The organism is Winogradskyella sp. MH6 (genome assembly GCF_022810765.1).
Taxonomy (GTDB): Bacteria; Bacteroidota; Bacteroidia; order Flavobacteriales; family Flavobacteriaceae; genus Winogradskyella.
Genome location: NZ_CP094494.1, coordinates 1,348,990 through 1,368,393 on the forward strand (window position 1 = coordinate 1,348,990; position 19,404 = coordinate 1,368,393).

Here is a 19,404-nt window from a genome sequence, read left to right on the forward strand (position 1 = left end):
TATTTGGGGCATTAGCTCAGCTGGCTAGAGCGCTACGCTGGCAGCGTAGAGGTCATCGGTTCGACTCCGATATGCTCCACAAAACTCGTCATTAACGACGAGTTTTTTTATTTAAACACCACTCTAAAAATACACGCGAATAACAGCATTAGTCGTTAGACCTAAAGAGAATCGTGAAAATTTGTTTACAGTATTGGTTTCATTTATCCTGTAATAATCATTTATAAAGTTTTCTCTATTTGAAATGTTCCAAATAGAAGCACCTATCTCCGATCTAAAACTGTTGTTAATTTTGAATTTGTAGATAGCGGAAGCGTCTATTCTTAAATAATCCAATAAGCGTTCATTATTTGCTATATCAAAATTAACATCATTGTCTACAATTTCGTTACCAGATAGAGGTATAGAGGTTGGGTTTCCTGTTCTGTAATTTACACCAGCAGAAATGTTTAAAGATTTATTACTAAAGGTGGTTCCAAGAGTAAAGGAATGGGTAATGTCAAAATTACTAGGAAACTCTATGTCTTCAAGAGCTTCAAATGTGTATGTGTTATTTAAATAAGAATAACTTAACCAACTATTAAAGTTACCGAATGTTTTTCGGCACAAAAACTCCAAACCGTAAGCGTCGTAGCTCCCCTTTTCTTTTGCAAATTCGTATTTTGTGGTAAAACTTTGGCTTTGGGTAGTTATCCCTTCAACAGTTTTATAGTATCCTTTAACATCAACCAGCCAACCACTTTTTTTAAATAATATTCCTAAAGATGCTTGTTTGCTTTGTAAAATAGGAATACTATCATTATCTGTTAATTGCCATCTTCGCTTTTCAATGCCTAAAAAATCATTTTGAAAATTAACAATCTGTGAGGTACTCTGATGTTTGTATTCGCCTTGAGCCTCAATTTCTATATGTTCTCCAATAGATTTTCTAACACTTAGTCTTGGCTCAACAATCAATTTATTGAACTTGGTTAAGTAATTTGTTCTAACTCCGACCCTAAAAGCAAAATCTTCATTTCGGTTTTTGTACCAAGCCTGGCCAAAAGCTCCGTGCTCTAGTAATATTTCTTCATCTCGTCTCACAAAACGAGGCAAATCAATATCGTTTAAGTTGATGACTTCGGTTTCTGTGAATTGATAACCAAGATTAAAACTCCATAGATTTTTTACATATAAATTATTTAGTTGTGCGCTCGTTTCTGAAACAATATTTTCTTGTAATTGAAGCTGGTTGCTTAACACATCTGCATTAAGAGCATCGAGCTTATATTCGTTATTATATGCATTAATTGTTGAGGAAAAATTAGTACTCCACTTTCTTTTATAATTAAAACCAACACCAAGGCTGCTCTGAGATATGTTACTGCGCCTTGTTCTAGATGCTCCATTAATGGTTGCGGTTTCATTAAACCCTAAATCGTTATTTATTAGAATAAAATTTAATCTAATAAAGTCTTTATCTGTGGGTTGATATAACCACCTTAAGGACGCATCATAAAAATTAAAGTCTTGTTTGGAGTTGGTTACATTTGAAGTATTGATCTCAGCCTCAGTATCTTGTGTTACTCTGTCAAAATAAGCCTCATAGGTCGGAGTTCTAAAAAAGTTATCTAAGGATTTTCTTGATGCAACTTGGAGTGACGACTTTCTTCCTATGGGAATATTAGAGAACAACTCAGCATTTAAAAAGTTAATCCCAAAAATACCATTGAATTTTGAATCGACCTGTTTGTCTGTCAGCATATGAATTGTCCCAGACACACCATCGGTTAATGAAGCATCAGAGCCGTTATTAATAACACGTGCTGTTTGGGTCATTAAAGGGTTAAAGCTAGAAATAAGACCAAAAAAATGACCTGTCTGGTACATTTTTATACCGTCCCAAAGCATTAAATTTTGATCATTAGAACCTCCTCTAATATTAATGTTTGAAACCGTTTCATCAACACTCAAAATACTTGGTAGTGCTTGAACGGTCTGTAAAACATCAGATTCTATAAGACCTGGCAACAGACTAAATCGCTCATAATCTATAGATGTTGTCCAATCCTGTCGTTTATCAATACCTTTAACAAGATATGTTTCAACCACTACAGGTGCTATAATCTCTTCTTGAATACGCATTGTTATAGTTGCACAATCTTTTAAGTTGAAATATTTTACCTGGCGTTCAACGGTTTTAAAACCTAGATGTCTTATGGTCAATAGTTCATTTTGTGATTTCAGCTCAATTTCAAAATACCCGTTTTTATCAGTGATGGCATAAGTAGACTTGCTGGTAATAGTGACATCAGCCATAGGTTTTTGAGATTCGGAATCTTTAATATAACCACAAAGCTTGATGGCTTTTGAAATGGTATAGACCAAAGTACTAACCTTATCAAAAACTAGGTTGGTTTGGTCTTGGAGATTCTTAATCTTAGCAGACAAGCTCAAATCTTTTGTAACAGGAATTACTGTAATATCCTCTAAAAGACTACTCTCGTAATTAAATGTTATGTTATGCGATTTTGAGATATCTTCTAGAACCACTGAAATGGGAACTTTCTGCTCAGAGTTTTGCCCTTGTGATTTGAACAGCGAAAAGAAACAAATAAAAAGAAAAATGTACAATCTAGTTCTTTCCATTCCTTATGATGACCTCGTTAGTATTTTGAATCGTGTAGGTCAAATGAAGAGGATTTGAGATAGATTTTAAGGCATTTTCAAGGTTGTTATGTTCAAAAGCACCAGTAAATTTTACGTTCAGGTTGAGAGGATAATCTACTTTTACGTTGTACTGCTTTTCAAGCTCTTCTACGACATCTTTAAAAGAAGCATTTTCAAAAACACTCATGTTTTTAAGCCAGTATGGCTCTGAAATTGCAATATTAGATGTTGTACCTTGTCCTGATAATAGTATAAACTCAGTACCAGCAGGTAGCTTAACTTTATTATCGTTATATGTTACTTGTACCAAACCTTCGTAACAAGCAACTTTAAAAATACTGTCTCTAGATAGAACATTAAACTCAGTACCTAAAACACTAATTTTTCCAAATTCGGTATTGACATCAAACCGTTTTCCTTTTTCTACATCAAAAAAGGCTTCACCTTTTAAATCAATAGATCTATTATCATCCCATTTAGAGCTATTATATTTCAGCTCCGATAATTCATTAAGATTTACTGTGGAATTATCAGGTAGGCTTATGATTTCATTTTGAGCTAAATTGGTGTTGAATGTGTTTATCTGGTCTTTGTTTAACACGGTAAATAAAGCAAAACCAACGACAAGAATAGCTGCTAAGCTAGTAACAACTCTAACCCAATTAATGGTGTTGCTTTTATGGGAAACTAATTTTTTGTCCACAACATCAAAAGCTTCAACTTTTGCATTTGTATTGCCGCTAAATCTTTGTGCTTCCTCAATAATTTCCTTATAAAGGTCAGCGTCTTTCAATGTATTGAAAGCTTCTAACTCTGTATTAGAAAGGTTATTGTTTAACCATTTTTTTATTAATTGTTCTTTGTCCATAACATACTGTTATATAATTAAAACAACTTAAATTATAATTGTCCCAAAATTATTTTCGATTTAGTTCTTCAAGCTCATTCTTAAGTTTATTTAAAGCGGCATAGATTCTGTGTTCTGCTACTTTTTTGGTAATGCCTAATATCTCAGCCACTTCTTTGTGTGTTTTGCCGTCTACCTTATTTAAAAGAAAAGCGGCCCTTTCCTCTTCTTTTAATTGAGACAAAACACGCTCAAACCGTTTTAGAAACTCCTTTTTGCGTAAAATAAATTCTGGTGACTCGTTTGTATAATCCTTTGGTTTTACCTGCTGATATTTTAAAACTACTTTTTGATGCTTAACCTCGTTAAGCATCATATTATTTGCTGTGGTGTACAAAAAAGATTTTACAGCTTCTGGTTTTATTTTAGCGCAGTTTTTCCATAGCTTGATATACGCTTCTTGTACTTTATCGGACGGATTTAAAAGCTCTCCATACTTATAAAGCAAAATATTACTCAATGATTGCGCATACTTCTCATATAGTTTTGAAAAGCGAATCTTGTCACAGATATCTTTATAAATAGGCTCTGGCACTAACTAAAATTTTACCTAAATCTATATAATTTTTTTTAATCCTTATGGGATAATTATAATTTAAGTTGTTTCAATATTATAGAGCTTAGTTTTTTAGGACAATAACATTATGCAAGTTTCTCGTATTAATAAAACCACATTACTTATAAGGTCAATAGTGTTAATGAAAAGCGAGGAATTGCTGGAATGTAAGTTAAAAATAAATGCTTTGGAGGTGGCACTAGAAGAAGACTATAGCAGTATTAACGTTTACAAATACAGGCAAGCAAATCAAAGATTTAATAATTTAAAGTCTACAATATTTACCTTAAAACAATTAGAATTAAGGATTAATAAAAAAAATAAAAATTTCTTGGGACAATTATAATTTAAGTTGTTTTAAGAATAAAGGGCCTTTATAAAGACAAATTAAAAAAGCGAACTCATTTAATTAAAATATCTATTATGAAAACATTTAAACCCATCTTACTAATAGTACTTGGTGTTATGTTGATTACGACATCTTGTAGAACAGAAGACGATTTATCGATAGACCCTCCTACCGAAGAAACAATAACAGCAAATTCAACAATTGCCAATTTAATGAGCCGAACAGTATTTAATGATGGTTCTAATGATAATATTATAGATAATGCTAGCTGCATCAGCATACAATTTCCGGTAACGGTAACTGTAAATGGTATAACACTTCAGATAGATAATGATGATGATTTAGATGAGATTGAAGATATCTTTGATGAATTTGACGACGACGATGATAACATAGTTATCTCTTATCCTATAACTATTGTTTTTGCTGATTTTACCACTATAGAGATTAATTCTGATGATGAATTGCAAGATTTTGCTGATGACTGCTTTGAAGATAATTTTGATGACGATGACATAGAGTGTATAGATTTTCAGTATCCAATTACTGCATCTGTATATGATGAAAACAATGATCTTATTAATTCTATTATCATCAATAACGATAATGATATGTATGATTTTATTGATGATTTAGACGAATACGCTGCTGTGACTATTAATTTCCCTATTACGGTAATTCTGGCAGATGGTACAACACAAACAATCAATAATATACAAGAATTAGCGACGGCTATTGAAGATGCCGATGACACCTGTGATGAAGACGACGACAACGATTACGATGATGATGATTGTGATAACTGTTCAACAGATTTAGTTACCGATATTCTAACTCAATGTGACAATTGGTATATAGATGATTTAGAAAGAAACGATAACGACCTTGAAGATAATTATGCAGGCTTTTTCTTTACCTTTAATAATGACAACACCCTACAAGTGTCTTGGGATAATGGTACACAGACCGAAAGTGGCACTTGGAGCGCAAGTGGATCGGGTAATACTATAATTTTTGATATAAATATTCCGGGTTTTGACGACATCAACGATTCATGGAATCTACATGAAATTGAAAATTATGGAGATGAACTAGAGTTTAAACTTAGAATAGGAGATGAAGATGAATTAGAGTTTAAAAATAATTGTTCTTCAGATAGCAGTAATGATAACTTAGTGAATACACTTTCTGATGGTTTATGGATTGTGGCATCATACACCGAAGATAATGATGATCAAACCTCAAATTATTCGGGTTATGAGTTAGATTTCAATACAGACGGAACCGTTTCTGCTTCAAACGGATCTAATACAAATAGCGGAACATGGACTGTTTTTAACAGCGGAAACGAAATGATGCTTGATTTTGGAACAGATATGCCTTTTCAAGAGTTTAACGATGATGACTGGGATGTTATTTCCTCATCAGAAACCGAGGTTATCCTCCAAGATGTTAGTGGAGGTAATGGCGGCACAGACACTTTAACACTTCAAAAATTATAAAATAATTAATTCATTAAAAACAACAATTTATGAAAAAAGTATTTAATCTAGGGTTTATTTTAATGCTAAGCATTACGTTAATGTCATCTATGTGTTCAAGTGATGATGACGATGGAACACCAAATAATAACAGCCAGCAAATAGCAGAAATAGAAAATGATGTTCAATCTGGTACTTGGAGAATAACAAGCTTTATAGATTCGGGACAAAATGAAACGTCAGATTTTAGTGGTTATGATTTCTCTTTCAATTCTGACGGATCGCTTGTAGCAACAAATGGCACAAACACCCAAACAGGTACCTGGTCTATAACCGATGACGATAGTAGTGATGACGACAGTAGTAGCGATGATGATATAGATTTCAATATCTCCTTTCCTACACCTTCCAACAGTAATTTTGAAGACTTAAATGACGATTGGGATATAGTAACTTCAACGTCTACACGAATAGAACTTGTTGACATTAGTGGCGGTAATGGAGGAACAGATACGCTCACTTTTGAAAAAAACTAGATGGTTTTATCTTAAAAATAACCCCTTAATATACCGTTAATTGTTGGTTAATAGCAGACCAGTCATGATTCGTCATGGCTGGTTTTTTTATTCTGTAAAGAGCCTAAAAAACCGGCTTGTTATTTTTTTCGTAAGTTGTTAAATGTTTAAAGCCCCTAAACATGAAACCATTCTTACTAATAACCTACATATTGGCATTATTTTCTTATGCCCAAAAACCAGCTTTTGATCCTGAAAATCCATCGCGGAAATTTTTTGAGTATGCAGAATACGCTCTAATAGACAATAAAGATTTCTCCTTAGAAGATATCATAAAAGCTGAAAATATTGACTTTAAAGACTTAAATTCTGAAAACCACGATTTGGGTTTTACATCAGATAGTTATTGGCTTAGATTTAAACTAAAAAACAGCTCAGATACTCCAAAAACCTATTATTTAAGCACTGCTAGACCAATTACCGATGTTGTTAATCTATACAGCATTGCAAATGGAATAAAAATTCAGAGAAGTGGAGATCAAATACCATTTGACGAGAGAGCTGTAGATCATAGGCAAACTGTTTTTAAAATTGAACTTAAACCTAATAACACAACACAATTTTATATAGAACTTAAAAGTGATGGCGAGACTATTAATCTACCTCTAAACCTGTATAGCCAATCTGAATTTATTTTATCTAATTATAAGCAGCAATTGTTCTTGGGGCTTTTTTACGGTGTTTTGCTGCTTGCCGGATTAATTTATCTTTTCTTTTATAAGAGCTTAAAGAATAAAGCTTTCCTTTATTATGGATTATATGTGTTTTCTATTGCATTAATGCAAGCGGCTTTAGATGGTTTTGTATATCAATATATTTTTCCAAATGCAGGATATATTAATAGTAGAATGGTTTTAATATCTGCTCTTTTTTCAAACTTCTTTCTTCTTAAATATTGTGAATATTTCTTAAACATTGAAACTCATTTACCCAAACTAAAGAAAGTATATAAGGGTATTTATACAGTCTTATTTGTGGTTTTTGCAATGATTTTTATTAACAAACAAACATTAGAGTTAGCTTATCCTATCAGTAATCTAAATGGACTATTAAGTCTTGTATTGATATTGGCTTCAATGTTTGCAATTAGATTTAAGAAAATTCCTTTAGACCCTTATTTTTCAATTGGAATTTTCTTCTTGGTTATTGGATTACTAGGGTTTGTGATGAATAACCTAGGCATGCTCTCTACAAATTTTTACACATTAAACAGTTCTAAATTTGGTACAGGCTTCGAGGTTATATTTCTATCACTTTCCATGACTAATTTTTTAAGAAAATTAAGAGAGCAAAAAGAAAAATCGCAAGAATTGGCATTAAAAAAATCTGAAGAAATCAGTGAGCTCAAAACATATTTTATGTCTAACATAAGCCATGAACTAAGAACGCCAATTAATGCCATAATGGGTATTGTAGAAACAGAATTAGCAAATAATAGTAATTCTAAAGAAGACCGCAAAAAATATCAAGTTGTCCGTAATGCATCTATTAGTTTATTGAGTAATGTAAATGACATTTTAGATTTTGAAAAGATGGAAAAGAAAGAACTTGTTTTAAAAGAAGAAGTTTTTAACCCATCATTATTATTAAATCAAATCAGTGAAAATTGGAAAGCTGAGGCTCTTAAAAAAGGACTGAGTTATCGTTTTGAGATGGATTCAGAGATCACCACTAAGGTTGAGGGTGATGCAGACCGATTGCTACAAATTATTAATAATGTTTTAAGCAATGCTATAAAATTTACAAATTCGGGCACAGTTGTGTTTAAGCTTAAATGTGTAACACAGCCAAATAATTTTAGCAAATTTATATTTCAAATATCTGATACAGGTATTGGAATGGATAAAGAAAGTATGGCAACGGTCTTTGATAGTTTTAATCAAATGCGAAAAAACCATAAACGACAGTTTGGTGGAATTGGGTTAGGATTAAATATTGCAAAGCATCTGGTAGGTTTATTTAAAGGCTCCATAGAGATTCAAAGTGAACTTAACAAAGGAACAGAAGTGTTTATAGAAATACCATTAAAGAATGTTGTTGATAAAAGTGTAGAGATTCCTGTTGGCCAAAACAAAGAACTGCAAAATCCAATGCATATTTTGGTTGTAGAGGACAACAAACTTAACCAGATGGTAATGCGCAAATTGTTGAGTAGTTTTGATAATGTTACATTTTCTGTGGTAGATAATGGAAAAGAAGCAATAGAGGCTTTAAAGCAAGAGGTCTATGATTTAGTATTAATGGATCTGCAAATGCCAGAAATGGATGGTTATGAAGCAACAGAACTCATTAGAGGAGGCGAATTAGGTAATGTAACGGGAAACATACCTATAATTGCAGTAACTGCTGATGCTATGCAAGAAACCAGGCAACGTGTATTAGATTTAGGAATGAATGACTACATGACCAAACCTGTAAAAAGAGGTTTACTTTTACAGAAAATTAAAAACTGTTCGGAAGAAAGTAATAAGCTAAACATTGTGGCTTAGTAATTAATTTTTGATGAACCTTTTAATAGAGGTAACTACAGCTTGTAATTCAATACTTAATAACTTTTTAGTCCAAGGATGTCTTACATTAAACACATGGTCTGCTGCCTCAATGATTTTTAGGTGACTATTAGGATTCCATTGGTGTAAAGCATAAGCTTCTTCAATTTTTACAGAAGTGTCATTGTTGCCATGAATAATTAAATGTGGCACTTGTAATTGTTTTTCGGCAGTTTCTATATGTAATCGTTCTTCATTAGCTTTAAAGTCTTCGTAAAATTGGTAGTAATGTGGCATTTGTTGTTTAGTTCTACCATTGATTACATATTTTACACCATTTTCTTTCCATTCTTCTAAATTTCCAATTGTAGCTGTTCGCTTTGCAAAGTCGCAGACACTTGCTAAGGTTATTAGTTTTTTAATTCTTTTGTCTTCTGAAGCTTTTATAATTGTAATGCCACCGCCACGACTATGACCTATTAGAGAGATATTATCAACATCTACAAATGAGTTATTCTTAAATTCTGAAATCACCCAATCAATAACATCATTAAGGTCGTCTAATTCTTTTGAATAATTGTTGTTTCCAAAAGCTTCTAAATCTGGAAAATCTATAGGGTTTTCCATAGTACCTCCATTATGCGAAAAGTTGAATTTTACAAAACAAATGCCAGTCTCTGCAATAGATTTTGCCATAAGATTCCATGCTCCCCAATCTTTAAAACCTTTATAACCATGACAAAAAATAGTTATAGGCTGATTAGAAAATTCTTTGGAATAAAAAGTGTCTAACAGAATAGGCTTTTTTCCTTCTCTCTTTAATATTTTATTTTCCTCTACTTGCATTAGTCCAGCTCTTTTTCAATAAAGTCTATGTTAGGATTACATATTTCTATAATGAGTTTTTTAAGTTCAATTTCGAATTTTTTTAAAGTATCTTCTGTGATAAGTTGATCTTTGTTTTTGCTACGTGTTGACTCTTTTTTGCCGAATTTAAGGAAGCCTTCATTTAAGTTTTTAAATGAAATAATACCAGCTTCAATAGGTAATTCTATTCTCTTTTTTTGATTCATCATATAAGCGTAGCACAGAACCTGAAAGGATTTACTGTACTTATCATAATCTGTAGTGACGTCTTCCCAATCAATAATTTCTACTTTATTTTGTTCTACCTTGCCAGACTTATAATCTATAACACGAGTAACTCCATTAAATTGATCTATTCTATCAACTTTTCCGGTTAAGTGTATTGGATAAGGAATATTCTCAATATTTAATTCAATTTTTTCATCAGCTTCTATGGCTAATATTTTTATTTGGTTGCCAGCTTTAAGGTGTTCAATTTCAGAATTAATAAAGTTTGAAATATAACGCTGGGCAATTTCAAAAATGATGAGGTTTTTTCCAGAGGTAAAATCACCATCTTTATATAAATCTTTAAAGTGGTGAGTAACCGTTTTTTTTATGCTTAGTTTAAAGTTTTTAAGATCCTCAATAGAGAGAAATTTGCCTTCTAAAGGTTTATAGAAATCTTCTAACGTATTATGTATTACAGAGCCCAATGTGTTAGCAGCGATGTTTTCTTCTACATCTTCAAACGTTTTAATGCCTAATATTTTTTCGTAATAAAAATCTATTGGGTTTCTAACATAATTGGTTAAGGAAGAAGGAGAAAAGCCTTTACTTGAAAGCACTTTTAGTTTAGAAACAATAGCCTCAGTTTTTGAAATTTGTTTCAATTTTTTCTCAACCACAGGTACATTAGGTGAAACAACGGTATGATTAATTTTATGAATGCCTTCTACCTCCATTTGGGTTATAAATCTACTTTTTTCACCACCTTTTAGCGCATCAATTTCTGTGTTGTACAGTATGTAAACATTTTTGGCACGTTGTATTAACCTATAAAAGTGATAGGTATAAACAGCGTCTTTTTCTTTATAAGTTGGGAGCCCATTTTGTAGTTTAACATCAAAAGGAATAAAGGAATTATTTGTTTTACCAGATGGTAGAATACCTTCGTTTACAGAGCTTATTATAATAGTTTCAAAATCTAAAACACGAGATTCTAACATTCCCATAACCTGAAGACCTTCAAGCGGTTCTCCTTTAAAGTCTAAGGTTTCGGTTTGTAGCAAATCATTGTAAATACGGTATAGACTTTCAATAGAGTTTAAGTAATGATAATTATCGTTCAGTTCAGTTAATTGGTTGAACAAAGAATGAAATCGATAAAGATATTCTAGATCTAGACTGTTTAGATTTTCACTATTGTTGCGTTTAATTAGGTGGATGAGGCCTAAACAATTACTCAAGGCTGTTTTTGGGTTGTTTTCCCAAGAGCTATACAATAAGTCGATTATATTATGTACAGATTTATCAGCAATTTTTTTAAGTTGATTTGTTGAGATGTATACCAAGTTATTTTTTTGAATATAACTTGAAATATCACTTAAATAATTGCTTTTTTCGGTTTCAAATAGACTGTGGATTGAAGGGTGAGAAATAAGGTCTATGACTTCTCTGAAATAGTATTTAGTTGTAGGTTTTTTGTGAATAGAAAATAACAAATCAAACAACGAAGCCAAGGGTACAAATTTAAGCGGTAATCCCATGGTAACGTTAATTTGATCAATCTGTTTGGGGATAGAATTTAAAACAGGAATTAATAAATTCTCTTCACCTAGAACAACAGCAGTATTTTTTAAGTCGCTATTTTCTGAACCTATACGTTCTAAAATTTGTCCAATATATTTTGCTTGCCCAACTAATTTTGGTACGCCAATAATTTCAATATTTTTCTTTTCGCTATAATTAGATGTTATCCAATTAAAAGACTTTGTTTTAAAGTAGTTCCATTTTGCTTTGTGTTGTCTAATAAAAAGGCCAGCATCGTGAATGTTATCTTGTAAAAAAGCATCGTCTATATCCCAATATACATGAGCTAATTCGCTTTGAAGTAAACCTTGTATTATAAGAGATTCGCAAGTATTTAATGCATTGAAACCTAAAAACACATGGGTCTTATGAGCGTTGTTTTCAATGTAAGACTCTAGGTTTTCAACAGCTTCTCTGTATATTAAACCTTGATAACCTTGTTTATTATTAAGTAGTTTCTCTGTAAAAACGTTATAATAGGTTTTTAACTGTTTCCAAAACCTCAAATAAGATTTAACTAAATCGGTTTGTTCTGCTTCTAAAGACCAATGGTCAATTTCTTTAATAGCTTGTAGATAATCAAAAATAGAGTTCTGCTTACCAAGATATCGATCTATCTCATTAAAGTCTTGTATGAGTATTTGTGCCCAACTAGAAAATGCTTCAAAAGGTTCTTGGTTTTCTTTTGGTGTAACGTCAACATAAGCATTGTATAGCTGAAATAAAGTGTCTGTATTAGACACAGTTTTTAGACCTGACATTTCTTCCACAAACTCTTCAATACTGAGAATATGAGGAGCAAATACCGGCTTGTTAATTATTTTTGAAAGATGATGTTTTAAAAATACTCCAGCCCTTTTACTGGGAAGGATAAAAAACAATTTTTCTATAGTATTGCCTTTATCTTGAAGGTCTAATAGTACAGATTTAATAAAGCTGCTCATTATATAAAAATAAAAAACGCTCCGAATTTCGGAGCGTTTTTTAAATATATTTTAGTGTATGATAATTAGTTTTTCAACTTAACTTCTACACGTCTGTTTTCTTTCTTACCAGCTCTTGTGTTGTTGTTAGCAATTGGGTTGTCTTCACCAAAACCTTTAGCTGTTAATCTATCAGCACTAATTCCATTAGCGATTAAGTAATCTCTTACAGCATTAGCTCTTCTTTCAGATAAAGATTGGTTCATTTTTCTAGAACCATCACTATCAGTGTGACCTTCAATCGAGAAGTTAGCTTGAGGGTATTGCTTAAAGATAGCAACCATTGCTTGTAATACTTGATCAGTTTGCTTTTGGAAAGTCGCTTTACCAGAGTCAAATAAAATAGATCTTGAGTAACTGTTTAAAGTTTCCATAACTTCTTCAGTTGGCTTAACTTCTGGACAACCATTGTTAGCAGCAACACCAGCTTCGTTAGGACACTTGTCGTCTTTGTCTAAGATACCATCACCATCAGTATCAGGCCAAGGACAACCGTTGTTAGCAGCAGGGCCAGCTTCGTTAGGACAGTTATCATCACCATCAGCAACACCGTCACCATCAGCATCTGGACAACCAGCTAAAGATTTTAAACCAGCAACAGAAGGACATTTATCATCTTTGTCCATTACACCATCACCATCAGAATCTGGACAACCGTTAAATTCAGCTAAACCAGCAGTATTAGGACAATCGTCTTTAGAATCTTGGATGCCATCGTTGTCAGAATCTGGACAACCATTAAAGATTTCTAAACCAGCTTCTTCAGGACAAGCGTCGTCTTGGTCGTAGATACCGTCACCATCTGTGTCAGTACCACCAAACTTAAGAACTAAACCAACTGAATGTTGGAAATGCTTTGGTAAGTAATCCTCAAATGAATGCTTGTAAGTAGAGTTAACATCGATACCAAGTTTTTCAGTAAACCAATATCTGAAACCTAAAGAACCGTTTAAAGTACCAGCTCCTATGTCATCAACCCAAGTGTAACCACCACCAACACCAAGATATGGGTCGATTGATTTAGAGTTGATTAAATCCATAAAACTGTAAGATACTCTACCATCTATACCGTAATAAGTTAAATCATCAACTGTTGCAGTAGTTTCCACACCAGTCATAGGGTCACCATATGTGCCTATTTTTTCTATTCTGTTTAATGATCCAGTAGCGGTGAAAGTAAACCCATCACTTAAGTATCTAGATACCGAAATCGTAGACAAAGAAGGGAAAACATTCCAGTGATCAGTCACATTGAAATATTCATCAAAGTAGTCACCTTGAGGCATATCTTCACCTACAGGGTATAAATCAACTGCGTTAGCACCAATTGTTACAGCCCACGGATTGTTTTTGTCTTGGGCATGTGCAGTACTAAAACTTACAAGAAGCACTACGGCAAAAAGTAATCTGCTAAGATTTTTCATATTCTAATTAATTTAATTTTAAGTGTTAATTGTTGGCAAATTTAAGTTGTTAAATGTTATTAACAAAGACAAATATATAAAAATATTGTTACATCGCCCTAAAATAAAGCGTTTGTAACGATTTTAAATAATTTCTAGTCGTTTCCCTACCTTTATAAAAGCGCTTATAGCTTTGTCTAGTTGTTCTTTTGTGTGTGCTGCAGAAAGTTGTACGCGTATTCTTGCTTTTTCTTTAGGAACCACAGGGTAGAAAAACCCAATGACATAAACTCCTTCTTCCAATAGCATATTTGCCATTGTTTGAGATAGTTTGGCATCGTAAAGCATTACAGGTACAATAGCTGAATCTCCATCTATTATGTCAAAACCTGCTTCTTTCATACCTTTTTTAAAATACTTGGTATTCCATTCAACTTTATCTCTCAATGTTGTGTCGTTTTTAAGCATGTCAAAAACTTTAATCGATGCTCCTACGATTGCAGGTGCCAAAGAATTTGAAAACAAATAAGGACGAGAACGCTGACGTAATATTTCTATAATCTCTTTTTTTGCTGTTGTGTAGCCTCCCATTGCTCCACCTAATGCTTTACCTAGTGTACCAGTAATGATGTCAATTCTGCCTAAGACTCCTTTTTCTTCAAGCGTGCCTATTCCTGTTTCTCCAATAAAGCCTGCAGCATGGCATTCGTCTATCATTACCATAGCATCATACTTATCGGCTAAGTCACAAATTTTATCTAAAGGAGCAACCAAACCATCCATAGAAAACACACCATCGGTAACAATGATTTTAAAGCGTGCACCATTTTCGTTTGCAGCAATAAGCTGTGTTTCTAAATCTGCCATATCATTATTTTGATAACGATATCTGGCAGCTTTACAAAGTCTTACACCGTCTATGATGGAAGCGTGATTTAAAGAATCTGAAATTATAGCATCTTCAGCAGAAAGAAGAGGTTCAAACACACCACCATTGGCATCAAAAGCAGCAGCATATAAGATAGTGTCTTCTGTACCATAAAAATCTGCAATTTTCTGCTCTAATTCTTTGTGAATATCTTGAGTGCCACAAATAAAACGTACTGAAGACATCCCAAATCCATGCGTATCTAAAGTGTCTTTTGCTGCTTTTATAACTTCAGGATGCGAGGATAAGCCAAGATAGTTGTTTGCACAAAAGTTAAGAACTTTCTGCCCAGTATTTAAAGTGATTTCAGCACCTTGAGGAGAAGTAATAATGCGTTCTTCTTTGAAAAGACCAGCGTCTTTTATGTCTTCTATTTCTTGTTGTAAATGTGCTTTTATATTTCCGTACATAATTTTGTGTTTAGTTGTTTAGCAAAGATACTATCTTGAAATTAGACTTCAATAACTTCTACGCTTTCATTTATATAAACAAGATATTTGTATTGTACTTTGTAGTTCATGGTAGAAAGTATCGAGGCATAGGTGTTTAGCTGCGCTGCATGAGATGGTTTCTGATCACCTGTTTTATAATCAATAATAATAGCTTCATTATTTAGATTGATATTTATGCGGTCTGGTCTAAGAAGCTCTCCAGATGGAGTAACAATATCTCTTTCGTTATAAACTTTATGCTCATTATTGAAGTATAAACTCATTTTAGGATGCTGAATTACATCCATTACAATTGTTCTAAGGTCTTCTGCTTTTAATTTTGTAGTATCTCCTGTGGCTATTAAATCGTCAATAGCAAAGTCAATATCTTCTTTGGTTGTAATTTTAGACAATAAAAGATGAACTAAATTACCTTTTTCTATAGCCTCGCCTTGTTTGGTGTCCCAAAGTTGGCCTGCCTTTGTAATAATTCTTAGGTTGTGATTTTCTTTGGGGACAGAGATTAAATTAATAGTATTCGTGTGGGTTTCTAATTCTGCTTTTTGTTTTGTGGTTTTTGAAGTACCAAAGCTGTAAGTAAGTGTATTATCTGACCATAATCCTTTGTCTTGTAAATATGAAATAAACATACCAGCATATGTTTTTTCGCTTACAACACCTTTAGCGTTAATATCCTTTTTGGTAATGATATATAATTGTTCTGCAGCTCTAGTTAACGTTACATATAGAAGATTGATATTATCTAACTCTAGTTGAGATTGATGAATATCATAAAGCTCTTTGCCAATCTCACCAAAGTGTTCAACATCACTATTGTAGTTAAGAAGTAGAGTTTCAAAATTCTGGTAGTTGTTTTTATCTGTCGGAAACCAGACTTTTGGCTCTATCTCACTACAAATATTTAGATCAGCGTAAGGAAAAATAACCACAGGAAATTCTAAGCCTTTTGACTTGTGAATAGTCATGATTTGAATAGCATTATTATTTTTTGGTGAAATAACGCTGAGACTGTCTTTTTTCTTTTCAAAATAATTGATAAACGACGACAAATCTGAGTTTTGCTTTTGTGTAAATTCTAAAACAACATCTAGGTAAAATTGAAGAAAAGCATCTGAAGTGTTATGAAGGTTAAACACTCTAATTAATTCTTCAACTAATTCGTATAGAGGTAATTGTAAGAGTTTGTTTTTATTGATGTAGATGTTTAAATCTTCAAAATTTTTGAGCATTTCATCAAAACTAATGTTTAGATGAGCACTATAAAATGAATGTTTGTCTTCTATATTCTGCTGATTTGCTATAAATGTTAAAACCTCAATTTTTAAATTATCATTATCTGCTTGAAGTAGTAATTTTAAAAACGAATCAAGAAACAGAATTTTATCTGAGTTTTTTAAGAGTAAGGTTTCAGATGAGGTAATTTTAATTCCCTTTTCACTCAGAAATTCAGCAATTTCAACACCGTCTTTTCGCTTTCTTACAATAACACAAATGTCGTCTAAAGTAAAACCGTTTTTAAGACATTCTTCAATGGTTTTAAAAACGCTATTTGTGTATAGTTCGTTGGCGTCATCGTCTTTAGAAATATCTAAAAATTCAATATTTACATAGCCTTCGGTATCTTTAAAAGTTGCTTGTGAAGACTTTCTATAAAGTTCTGCGTATCTACTATCGTTAAAATAATTTTGACTTAAAAATTGAAAGAACCCATTATTGAAATTTATAATTTCTTTGGCACTTCTGTAGTTTGTGTCTAAGCTCAACACTTCCGCTTCAACATAAAACGGATTTGTTGATTTGTTGTAAAGATTAACAAACTGCTCTGGCTCACCTCCACGCCATCTATAAATAGCTTGTTTGGCATCTCCTACAAGCATTGTAGAGCCATTTGGTGCAGAAAGGGCATTGTCTAAAAGAGGGACTAAATTTTCCCATTGCATTTTTGACGTATCCTGAAACTCGTCGATAAAATAATGTTTAAACTTTTCGCCTAAACGTTCGTAAATAAAGGGAGTTGGTTGGCCTTTTATTTCGTTGCTTATGATTTTATTAAATTCTGAAATGAGCATTTTGTTTTGTTCTTCTTTCAGAATATTCAATTCTTGTTGAATAGCATTTAGAACGGAAAGCGGTGTAATATTTTTGTAAAAGCCTTGTTTAAGTTTGAGCTCAAAAATTAGATTTTTAGTTTTTAAAAATGCTTCTGATAGATTAGGTTGAATACTATCTATGGTACTTGCAATGGTGTCCGTAACACGTTTTGGGTAAAGTGTGCCACCTTCAATTAAATTGTTTTGCCAAGCTGTGCCGAAAGAAACATTTAAGTTATTTTCGGATAAATTGATAAAATATTTCGGAAGATATTTTCCGCTAAAATCTTCATGCATTAATCCGCTTTCATCCAATAAGATCAATACTGCATTTGCTGTAGCTATAATATCGTTTTCGATTTTATTGATGGCTTTTATTAAAGTAGATTTTAAGCCCTTAAAGTCTTCAATAGTTTTGTTTTTAAGTGTTTCAATGGCATTAATATCATTTTCGTTAACTAAAAGCTTTGCTATTTTGTTAAAATCGTAACTAATATCCCAGCTTTTGTCATCATCAGCTTTTTCTATAGCAAAATCAACAAGTGTTTGGGTTAAAGTCTCATTCTCTCCTGCTTTTGAAATTAAATTATCTACAGCCTCATTGAGAAGTCGCTCTTGGTCTAGTTCAACTTCAAAATTTATAGGAAGTTTTAAATCGTGAGCAAACGTTCGTATAACTCTGTGTGTAAAACCATCAATTGTAGAAATATCAAAAGCACCATAGTTGTGCATTATGTGTTTTAAGATTTTTTCAGATCGTTTTATAAGAAATTCGGGTGCGATCGATAATTCCTCACAGATGGCACTAAACATAGGATGCGGCTCAGACAAACTTTCTTTCTGGGAAAATACCTTGAGCATTTCTATAATACGCTCTTTCATCTCACCAACAGCTTTGTTGGTAAATGTTATGGCTAATATGGACTTAAACTGTTCGTTGTTTTTTGAGTTAACAAGGATTTTTATGTAAGTCTTTGCTAAGGTAAACGTCTTTCCGCTACCTGCGGATGCGTTATATATTTTAAAGGCTGAATCTTGCAAAAGATAAATTTTATACCAAAATAGGGAATCTTAATAATTAATTTAGAACTTCTTGTTTTCAAAATCGTAAATTTGTTAAAAACGAAATAATAACACTAAAAAACATAAACATTATGGCTTTTGAATTACCAAAATTAAAATATGCATACGATGCTTTAGAACCACATATTGATGCACGTACAATGGAAATCCACCATACAAAACATCACAATGGTTATACAACAAAGTTAAATGCAGCTATTGAAGGCACAGATTTAGAAGGAAAATCTATTGAAGATATTTTAACTAACCTAGACATGAATAATGCTGGTGTTAGAAATAATGGTGGTGGTTTTTATAACCACTCTTTATTTTGGGAAGTAATGAACCCTGAAGACAGAGGATATTTATCAGGAGAATTAAAAGACGCTATTGAAGCAGAATTTGGATCTAAAGATGCTTTTGTTGAAGCTTTTTCTAAAGCTGCAGCAACACAATTTGGTTCAGGATGGGCTTGGTTGTGTGTGCACAAAGGTGGTAAAGTTGAGGTTTGCTCTACACCAAACCAAGATAACCCATTAATGCCTGGCGTTACTTGTGGTGGTACACCAATCTTAGGATTAGATGTGTGGGAACATGCTTACTATTTAAACTACCAAAACAGAAGACCAGATTACATTGATGCGTTTTTCAAAGTAATTAACTGGAATGAAGTTGAACGTCGTTATGCTGAAGCTAAATAATATTTTTATTAAATAGTAGAAAAGCCAGACTGTTAAGTCTGGCTTTTTTTATGATATGAATTCTGAAATTTGTATGAGAATTAAAAATGAAAAAAGGTGAACAGAGAGTTCACCTTTTTTG

General features: G+C 32.5%; 13 protein-coding genes and 1 tRNA gene. 6 read left to right on the forward strand and 8 right to left on the reverse strand.

Annotated features, from left to right (window positions below; all coding sequences use genetic code 11):
* Positions 1-5: 5 nt before the first annotated feature.
* A tRNA-Ala gene (locus MST30_RS06040) sits at positions 6-79 on the forward strand.
* 44 nt (positions 80-123) lie between these two features.
* Here the strand turns inward: MST30_RS06040 and MST30_RS06045 are convergent.
* The 3 genes from MST30_RS06045 to MST30_RS06055 all read right to left on the reverse strand — a co-directional run bounded on the left by MST30_RS06045 (position 124) and on the right by MST30_RS06055 (position 4,091).
* Positions 124-2,532, reverse strand: a complete 2,409-nt coding sequence (locus tag MST30_RS06045) for a TonB-dependent receptor (protein WP_243473484.1) — start codon at positions 2,530-2,532, stop codon at positions 124-126.
* An 82-nt stretch (positions 2,533-2,614) separates the two neighbouring features.
* A complete protein-coding gene (locus MST30_RS06050) occupies positions 2,615-3,517 on the reverse strand; it encodes a FecR family protein (RefSeq protein ID WP_243473485.1) in 903 nt (300 codons plus the stop codon).
* Between the two features lie 49 nt (positions 3,518-3,566).
* The gene (locus MST30_RS06055; RefSeq protein ID WP_243473486.1) at positions 3,567-4,091 is read right to left on the reverse strand and encodes an RNA polymerase sigma factor; all 525 of its coding nucleotides are present in this window, start codon (positions 4,089-4,091) and stop codon (positions 3,567-3,569) included.
* 163 nt (positions 4,092-4,254) lie between these two features.
* Here MST30_RS06055 and MST30_RS06060 point away from each other — a divergent pair, with 163 nt between their 5' ends.
* The 4 genes from MST30_RS06060 to MST30_RS06075 all read left to right on the forward strand — a co-directional run bounded on the left by MST30_RS06060 (position 4,255) and on the right by MST30_RS06075 (position 9,006).
* On the forward strand, positions 4,255-4,458 hold the full coding sequence (locus MST30_RS06060; RefSeq protein WP_243473487.1) for a hypothetical protein: 204 nt from the start codon (positions 4,255-4,257) through the stop codon (positions 4,456-4,458).
* Between the two features lie 77 nt (positions 4,459-4,535).
* Complete coding sequence (locus MST30_RS06065) at positions 4,536-5,963, forward strand: hypothetical protein (protein WP_243473488.1); 1,428 nt, start codon at positions 4,536-4,538, stop codon at positions 5,961-5,963.
* 29 nt (positions 5,964-5,992) lie between these two features.
* Positions 5,993-6,478, forward strand: a complete 486-nt coding sequence (locus MST30_RS06070; protein ID WP_243473489.1) for a hypothetical protein — start codon at positions 5,993-5,995, stop codon at positions 6,476-6,478.
* Positions 6,479-6,639: 161 nt separating this feature from the next.
* Positions 6,640-9,006, forward strand: a complete 2,367-nt coding sequence (locus MST30_RS06075) for a hybrid sensor histidine kinase/response regulator (RefSeq protein WP_243473490.1) — start codon at positions 6,640-6,642, stop codon at positions 9,004-9,006.
* Positions 9,007-9,009: 3 nt separating this feature from the next.
* Here the strand turns inward: MST30_RS06075 and MST30_RS06080 are convergent, their stop codons facing one another.
* From MST30_RS06080 to MST30_RS06100, 5 genes are all read right to left on the reverse strand, one after another.
* Positions 9,010-9,852, reverse strand: coding sequence for an alpha/beta hydrolase family protein (locus tag MST30_RS06080; RefSeq protein WP_243473491.1), 843 nt, complete (start codon positions 9,850-9,852; stop codon positions 9,010-9,012).
* The gene (locus tag MST30_RS06085) at positions 9,852-12,608 is read right to left on the reverse strand and encodes a PD-(D/E)XK nuclease family protein (protein ID WP_243473492.1); all 2,757 of its coding nucleotides are present in this window, start codon (positions 12,606-12,608) and stop codon (positions 9,852-9,854) included. The genes MST30_RS06080 and MST30_RS06085 overlap by 1 nt, the downstream gene beginning before the upstream one ends.
* A gap of 65 nt (positions 12,609-12,673) precedes the next feature.
* On the reverse strand, positions 12,674-14,071 hold the full coding sequence (locus tag MST30_RS06090; RefSeq protein ID WP_243473493.1) for an OmpA family protein: 1,398 nt from the start codon (positions 14,069-14,071) through the stop codon (positions 12,674-12,676).
* A gap of 123 nt (positions 14,072-14,194) precedes the next feature.
* Entirely contained in the window at positions 14,195-15,388 is a 1,194-nt protein-coding gene (kbl, locus tag MST30_RS06095; protein WP_243473494.1) for a glycine C-acetyltransferase, read from the reverse strand.
* A 41-nt stretch (positions 15,389-15,429) separates the two neighbouring features.
* The gene (locus MST30_RS06100) at positions 15,430-18,561 is read right to left on the reverse strand and encodes a UvrD-helicase domain-containing protein (protein ID WP_243473495.1); all 3,132 of its coding nucleotides are present in this window, start codon (positions 18,559-18,561) and stop codon (positions 15,430-15,432) included.
* A 113-nt stretch (positions 18,562-18,674) separates the two neighbouring features.
* Between MST30_RS06100 and MST30_RS06105 the strand changes: the two genes are divergently transcribed.
* On the forward strand, positions 18,675-19,283 hold the full coding sequence (locus tag MST30_RS06105; protein ID WP_243473496.1) for a superoxide dismutase: 609 nt from the start codon (positions 18,675-18,677) through the stop codon (positions 19,281-19,283).
* Positions 19,284-19,404 lie beyond the last annotated feature (121 nt).

Bases quoted from the DNA above. Each gene is read 5' to 3' on its own strand.
- kbl (WP_243473494.1), bottom strand. From the start codon at position 15,388: ATGTACGGAAATATAAAAGCACATTTACAACAAGAAATAGAAGACATA.
- MST30_RS06060 (WP_243473487.1), top strand. From the start codon at position 4,255: ATGAAAAGCGAGGAATTGCTGGAATGTAAGTTAAAAATAAATGCTTTG.
- MST30_RS06070 (WP_243473489.1), top strand. From the start codon at position 5,993: ATGAAAAAAGTATTTAATCTAGGGTTTATTTTAATGCTAAGCATTACG.
- MST30_RS06065 (WP_243473488.1), top strand. From the start codon at position 4,536: ATGAAAACATTTAAACCCATCTTACTAATAGTACTTGGTGTTATGTTG.
- MST30_RS06085 (WP_243473492.1), bottom strand. From the start codon at position 12,608: ATGAGCAGCTTTATTAAATCTGTACTATTAGACCTTCAAGATAAAGGC.
- MST30_RS06090 (WP_243473493.1), bottom strand. From the start codon at position 14,071: ATGAAAAATCTTAGCAGATTACTTTTTGCCGTAGTGCTTCTTGTAAGT.
- MST30_RS06050 (WP_243473485.1), bottom strand. From the start codon at position 3,517: ATGGACAAAGAACAATTAATAAAAAAATGGTTAAACAATAACCTTTCT.
- MST30_RS06105 (WP_243473496.1), top strand. From the start codon at position 18,675: ATGGCTTTTGAATTACCAAAATTAAAATATGCATACGATGCTTTAGAA.
- MST30_RS06075 (WP_243473490.1), top strand. From the start codon at position 6,640: ATGAAACCATTCTTACTAATAACCTACATATTGGCATTATTTTCTTAT.
- MST30_RS06080 (WP_243473491.1), bottom strand. From the start codon at position 9,852: ATGCAAGTAGAGGAAAATAAAATATTAAAGAGAGAAGGAAAAAAGCCT.